The 6,981-nt window shown below is 39.5% G+C and carries 5 protein-coding genes; 2 read left to right on the top strand and 3 right to left on the bottom strand.

Translation table 11 applies throughout. The features are described from left to right. The first annotated feature begins 92 nt into the window (after window positions 1–92). The gene (locus tag C8U37_RS11175; RefSeq protein ID WP_108033304.1) at window positions 93–656 is read left to right on the top strand and encodes a hypothetical protein; all 564 of its coding nucleotides are present in this window, start codon (window positions 93–95) and stop codon (window positions 654–656) included. 263 nt (window positions 657–919) lie between these two features. Here the strand turns inward: C8U37_RS11175 and C8U37_RS11170 are convergent, their stop codons facing one another. Together C8U37_RS11170 and C8U37_RS11165 are read right to left on the bottom strand one after the other, a co-directional pair. Further along, window positions 920–1,321, bottom strand: a complete 402-nt coding sequence (locus tag C8U37_RS11170) for a hypothetical protein (RefSeq protein WP_108033303.1) — start codon at window positions 1,319–1,321, stop codon at window positions 920–922. 113 nt (window positions 1,322–1,434) lie between these two features. Continuing rightward, the gene (locus C8U37_RS11165) at window positions 1,435–2,682 is read right to left on the bottom strand and encodes a helix-turn-helix domain-containing protein (protein WP_211306211.1); all 1,248 of its coding nucleotides are present in this window, start codon (window positions 2,680–2,682) and stop codon (window positions 1,435–1,437) included. A 198-nt stretch (window positions 2,683–2,880) separates the two neighbouring features. Here C8U37_RS11165 and C8U37_RS11160 point away from each other — a divergent pair, with 198 nt between their 5' ends. Further along, window positions 2,881–5,187, top strand: a complete 2,307-nt coding sequence (locus tag C8U37_RS11160; protein WP_108033302.1) for a glycoside hydrolase family 2 protein — start codon at window positions 2,881–2,883, stop codon at window positions 5,185–5,187. 342 nt (window positions 5,188–5,529) lie between these two features. On the opposite strand, the gene C8U37_RS11155 is transcribed toward C8U37_RS11160, so the two are convergent. Then, window positions 5,530–6,975 (bottom strand): glycoside hydrolase family 1 protein, encoded by a 1,446-nt coding sequence (locus tag C8U37_RS11155; RefSeq protein WP_108033301.1) that lies wholly within the window; start codon window positions 6,973–6,975, stop codon window positions 5,530–5,532. Window positions 6,976–6,981 lie beyond the last annotated feature (6 nt).

Genomic DNA, 6,981 nt, shown 5'->3' with positions numbered 1-6,981 from the left:
TTGCCAGAAACGAAAGAGACAGGTAGAAATGAGAGAGTACTTCTCCCATTTCTACCTGTCTCTTATTTGTCAATGCCCTTAAGTTAATGACATTGATTGATGAGATTAGTTTTTTATTCTGGCTATCCTGTGCTTTAAATATAGTGTGGATTGTTAGTTTTTCTTATAATTTAATCGGATTGTCAACAATTTTCATATTTGCATTCTTAATAGTCATGGTTTTAATCGTAGAGCGCATTGGGAAAATTCAGACGAGTAGACGTTTCTTGCTGCCGATTACTTTTGGATTGTATTCGGGATGGCTTTTTATAGCAACAGTTGTAAATATAGCAGCTGGGCTTGTAAAAGCAGAATGGGGGAGATTTGGAATTTCTGCAGAAATCTGGAGTTCTGTCATTCTTCTTGTTGCAGTTGGGTTGATGCTCTTGGTTCTACTAAAAACAAAAAATGCACTATTCCCAATTCCGATTGCCTGGGCATATTTTGGGATCTATAATTTTTTATTAGCGCCAGAAGGTTTCCAAGGGAAATATAGTTTGTTGCCAAATGTGGCTTTAATAGGAATCGTTCTTTTGATCGGCTTATCAGCGATTCAATTCTATAAAAACAAGTATATGGTTATGCCAAGTGCTTTGGATCAAAACAAATTAGCTTAAGTAACAATTGTCAACTTGGCAATTTTTGTATAATTGATTTGAAGAAAAAATCAACAAAAAGGGGTAGAGTTTTTCGCCCAATGTCATTAACGTAAGGGTATCGACAAATAAGAGACAGTTGGAACGGAGAGAGTACCTCTCCATTTCCAACTGTCTCTTCCGTTCGATTTGAGCTATTCCATGAAGGAGAAAGTACTAAAATTCTCTAATAAAAACCGTATATCTTGCGATTTATTCGCGAGTACACGGTTTTTTGCTTTGGATCATTTTGATTTTTCGACTTTTACGATCCCCATGCCGGGAATCTGCGGAGGGATGGACATCGTGGTGGGTGCATGCTCGACTAAGGTGACGGTTACGCTGTCTCCGTTTTCTAATGCTGACAGCGGTATATTTTCACCGGAGGATAAGTCGGTCAAGGGAACACCTTCCATCAACAGGATGACTTCATCGAAAGAAGCAGCTTCCGAAGATTCTACCGGAACTAAGTCAGCCACGAATAAACCACCTTCATGCGTTTCGCCACTGTCGATAACCGTTCCTGTGTACAGTACAGTTGCTTCTTCATTTTCCGCAACCTCACTATTTATGCTCGCCTGTGAACTCGCAGCACCACAGCCACTCAGCAGAGCCGTAGTGAGAAAGCATAAGATTAACTTTTTCAAACAAATTCCTCCTTGTTGTTCAGATAATCCAAGTATAACCCACACGACAATAAATGTTCAAATATTAACTCAAATGTAAAATAAAGTCTCCAGGCTAAATCGCTTAGGGATTGTTAAGTATCTGTAAAATAGTGCCTACTATATTGCGAAGGAGAAAGGGAAGTCGTTTTTTTAAATACCCTACTAAAATAATTTAAATCGTTGAATCCAACCATGAGAGCAACCTCTGTAATCGATACATTCCCCCGTTGCAAGTAGAGTTTCGCCTCTTCTACTCTCTTTTTATTAATATAATCAATGATGCTCATGTTAGTTTCTGCTTTGAATTTACGTGAAAGATGTGAGGCATTCACGTGAATCTCGTCAGCAATTCTAGACAGTGATAAATCCTCTTCTAGATGCATATGGATGTAATGCACGGCCTTTTTAACAACAAGACTATAATGAAGGGTAGAAAAGTCTCTTACCGCTGTACAGTATTCATAAACCATTGTTTCTCCCAACTGTTTTAAGACGGAAAGACTAGAGGCTCTTTCAATCAAAATAGCAAATTTTTCGGAAATGTTATGAATGTAAAGGGGATGAACACCGCCTCTTTCAGCTGCGGTTCTGGAAATCGTGTTCATAACCAATACGATATTCTTTGCGGATCTAATGGGACTTTCAGGTATTCGATTAAAAAAGCTTAATAAAATATCTTTATTGTAGTGGTTTAAAAAGCGTATAATTTCATCAATATTTCCTTTGGCGATGGCATCCACAATCTCTTTTTCTAATCGAAACCGCTCCTCTATCTGATCGTTACTCTCGGACATTGCTAGCTTTAATTCTTCTCTACTGAGAAGGGAAGCAACCCTTTCTGTCGCTAGTGATTGCGTTTCAATATAAGTATGTGCAAATAAATTTACTAGTAATTCACCTATGCTTTGGGCGTTTTTTCTGCTAACGACGGATAAAGAGTGATAAAATTCTTCGAGTAATTTTCGTTCGCTTATGGGTGCTTTGTTTTTCGTAACAATATCGCTGATAAAACCAATGCCAGGTATACTTGAAACAAAAGGCCCCAGTACAATAGCTCCGCAACATTCGCCTTTTATCCAAATTCCCGTTGCAATGTATTCAAGGTTAAAAGAATTGACATGACAGTAATAAAAATTTGTTTCACCCTTTTTAAGTTGCTTGATTATGGTAGGGTACTCCTTGTCTAAACTTTGAAGTGTGACAGGGATAAGGTAATCCAGGAGATGAAAAATAACATTCCCATCTTGATCCATTAACCGAATGTCCATTTTTGTCACATCATGTAAGATGCGGCATTTCTTCTTGAGGTCGTCTATATTATTTTCCCAATTTTCAATCATATCTTCTTCTCCATGCTTCCTTATACTTTTAATTATACAGATAAAGTAAAAAAAAGGCGGATATGTGCTAATTTAGGCAAAAAAATGCGAGTATATTCGGTGGCGGCTTGTTAAGATAGAGGGGTAAAGCTAGGATGTACGATAGGAATTCAGAATGCGTAGCAGTCAGTTTGCTCAGCTAATTTAGGAGGAAAATAAATGAGAAAAGTCATTCCTTTCAATCACGACTGGAAGTTTATCAAACAAGATGAAGATCAAGCGATGGGTATCTATTTTGATGATGGAAACTGGAAAGTTGTTCAAGTCCCCCATACATGGAACGCTATTGATGGAGCAAACGGATTTGCTTATCATCAGGGCGCATGTTGGTATAGAAAAGAATTTACGATAGATGATTCTGCGCGTGGAAACAAAGTGTATGTTGAGTTCGAAGGAGCGAATAGTGTAACCGATGTCTACCTAAATGGTCAACATTTGGGTCAGCATAGAGGTGGTTACTCTACTTTTAGATTCGATCTTACGGAAGCGATTGATTTTGATGCAAAGAACACGTTGGCTGTCAAAGTAGATAATACAGTTGTCGATGATGTCTATCCGCAAATGGCTGACTTCACCTTTTACGGTGGCATTTATCGTGATGTGAACTTAGTCATTGCCAATCCTGTTCATTTTGACTTAATGGATCATGGTTCAAAAGGTATTTACGTTATTCAAGAGGAAGTAAATGAAGAGCATGCGGCCTTAACGATCAAATCACTGCTTGTGAACGATAGTGAAGAAGACAAAAAAGTGCGGCTTTGGGTGGATTTGCTGGATGCAGAAGGAGAAAATATCGCCTATGCTGCCAAAGAAGTGACGTTAGTGGCGGGAGAACACAAAGCAGTAGAAGTTCCGCTTGTCATAGAGAATCCCACATTATGGAATGGCAGAAAAAATGCCTATATGTATGAAGCAAGAGTGTCTATGGAGCGTTTTAACGACGTGATTGATGCACTCATGATTCCGTTCGGTGTCAGATACTTTGAAGTAGATGCTGAAAAAGGTTTCTTCTTGAATGGGGAACACCTTGCTTTGCATGGTGTGGCAAGACACCAGGATCGAAAGGATATGGGCTGGGCAATCACAGAAAAAGAGCAAGCTGAGGATATGGCATTGATAAAAGAAATCGGAGCAACTTCTATCAGATTAGCGCACTATCAACACAATCAATATTTCTATGATTTATGTGATCAAGAAGGCATGGTTATCTGGGCTGAAATACCCTTTATCTCTTTGATGTCAAAAACAGAGTTAGAAGGCATTAATGCCAAACAACAGATGGTTGAACTGATTAGACAAAACTTTAATCATCCGTCTATTATGTTCTGGGGAATCCAGAATGAAATTCAAATTAGTGGGGAAAGACCCGAGCTAAGAAAACTCGTGAATGAATTAAATGCGTTAACGAAAAAGGAAGACCCTACCCGATTGACTACAATGGCAAACGTCATGTTCGTTGAAGATGAAGATGACTATAATTATGTGACGGATACGATTGGATACAATAAATATTTTGGTTGGTATAACGGTGAAGCAGGGGACTTTGCAGGCTGGTTAGATGGTTTTCATAAGAAAAATCCGACTGTAAAACTGGCGATTTCAGAATATGGTGCAGAAGGAATTTTACAATACCATAGCAGTGATCCAAAAATAAAAGACTATTCTGAAGAATACCATGCGCTTTATCACGAGACCGTGTGGAAGATTTTTGAAAAACGTCCCTTCCTTTGGGCAACGTATGCGTGGAATATGTTTGACTTCGGTGCGAACATCAGAGATGAGGGCGGAGTAAAGGGAAGAAATAACAAAGGGCTCATCACCTATGATAGAAAGATTAAGAAGGATGCTTTTTATCTGTATAAGGCACACTGGAATGATGAAAAATTTGTGCATATTACAGGCAAACGCTTTGTGGATCGAACGGATGATACGATCCATATCAAGGTCTATTCTAACTGTAACGAAGTGAACCTGTCTGTAAACGGAGGGGAAACGACTACCCTGATAAGTGAGGATAAAGTCTTTGTCTTTGAAAACATTTCCCTGAAAGAGGGAATAAATGAAGTTAAGATACTCGCCAATGATGGTAACAATAGCCTACAAGATGTAGCTATGTTCAATAAAGTGGACAACCCAAACGAAAGCTATTTTACCCCTGAAGAAGAAGGGGGATTCGTTGCCAACTGGTTCGATATGCCGGAATTAGGCGATGTGGAAATGGAAGAACTTGTCATAACGGATGATGTCTACTCTACCCGTTGCACAGTGGGGGAACTTTTTAAAAACGAAGCAACAAAAGCGATCGTAACGACATACTTAGGTAACGTGGAAGAACATCCGATGTTCGATATGATGCAAGGTTTTACAATCGATGCCATGTCTCAAATTGCGTCCGATCAATTTAGCGAAAAAATGCTGTATACCCTCAATAAGGAACTATCCCAAATTAGAAAAACTGAACAGTAAGGATGAACTTCTAACTGAACTACTTTTTATCACATACAATCACGACCAAAGTGGCTGTCTCGAAAGAGGCAGCCTTCTTTTTTCCATCCGCTGACCGGAGGAGCCCGTTCCAATCTGTCCACAGCTCCGGTGAACGATCTCCTCACCGGAGCACGTCGGTAACAATGGGACTGAACTTCGACGAAGCAATCTTGATCGGAGGAAGTAAATGGAATGTAGCCTGTACTCCGGCAAAGTCTCCATTCGCCGGAGAAGAACGGTACAGCTCCTGTGCTTAGAGAGCAATCATCGGAAAAGGGGGTGTCTCATTTTATTTTGAGACACCCCCTTCTTAAGTTCTATCTATAGTTCTTCTCCATTTGTAGTAATTACTTGTTTATACCAATCAAATGATTTTTTCTTGCTTCTGTCTAAAGTACCATTGCCATAATCGTCTTGATCAACATAGATGAAACCGTAACGTTTAGACATTTCAGAGGTACTTGCACTGATCAAATCGATACAACCCCAGCTTGTGTACCCAATAAGATCGACACCCTCTTTGATCGCTACTTCCATTTGCTCAATATGTGCACGCATATAATCAATACGATAATCGTCGTTGATTGAGCCGTCTTCCTCTACTTTATCATAGGCTCCAAGTCCATTTTCCACGATAAACAACGGTACTTGGTAGCGGTCATACATTTTCTTTAAGGTAATACGCAATCCTTTAGGATCGATTTGCCATCCCCAATCAGAGGACTCTAAATAAGGGTTTTTCACACCGCTAAAGAAGTTCCCTTTTTCCTTCTTCTTATCGGGTGCTCCGCTGGCAACCATTGACATATAGTAACTGAAGGATAAGTAATCCACTGTATGTTGCAGTAATATTTCTTCGTCGCCAGGAAGCATGTCAAGCTTAATATCATTTTCTTCAAAATAACTGATCATGAAGCTTGGATAATAGCCACGAACCTGGACGTCAGTGAAGAATAGGTTCATTTGGTCTTCTTTCAGTGCTTCTAATACGTCATCTGGACTGCAAGTTTCTGGATATACTTCCATACGAGCCAGCATACAACCGATCATGGCATCAGGGATCATTTCATGACAGGCCTTGACCGCTCTGGCGCTTGCTACAAACTGATGATGCAAGGCTTGATAAACCGTTTGTTCCTTGTTTTCTACTTCATCTATAAGCACACCGCTACCAATATATGGATACATCGTTGAAATATTGATTTCATTGAACGTTAACCAGTATTTCACTTTTCCTTTATAACGATCAAATACCGTTTCAGCATAATGAACAAAGAATTCAACGATGCGTCGATCTGCCCAGCCATTATATTTTTGAACTAACGTAAGTGGAATTTCATAGTGTGATAACGTCACAAGTGGCTCAATGCCATATTTCAATAACTCATCGAATACTTTGTCATAGAAAGCCAGTCCTTCTTCATTTGGTTCTCTGTCATCACCATTCGGAAATATACGCGGCCAAGAAATGGACATACGGAATGTTTTAAAGCCCATTTCTGCAAATAGGGCAATATCTTCTTTATAGTGGTGGTAGAAGTCGATACCACGACGTTTCGGGAAGTTGTCTCCAGCTTTTCCTGCTAAAAGATCTTCAAGTTCCTTTTTGCTTCTGACATCCATGGACATTTCACTTGTACGCTCTTCTTTTGGTACAAATTGAACCATATCAAAAATGGAGAGCCCTTTGCCACCCTCGTTGTAAGCCCCTTCTAATTGGTTTGCAGCCGTAGCGCCACCCCATAAAAAACCTTTCGGAAATGCCATATCATA

The sequence above is a fragment of the Trichococcus patagoniensis genome, from assembly GCF_003051085.1.
Classification (GTDB): Bacteria; Bacillota; Bacilli; order Lactobacillales; family Aerococcaceae; genus Trichococcus; species Trichococcus patagoniensis.
Note: the sequence above shows the minus strand (reverse complement) of the source record. Positions and strands in the feature narration are given on the sequence as shown.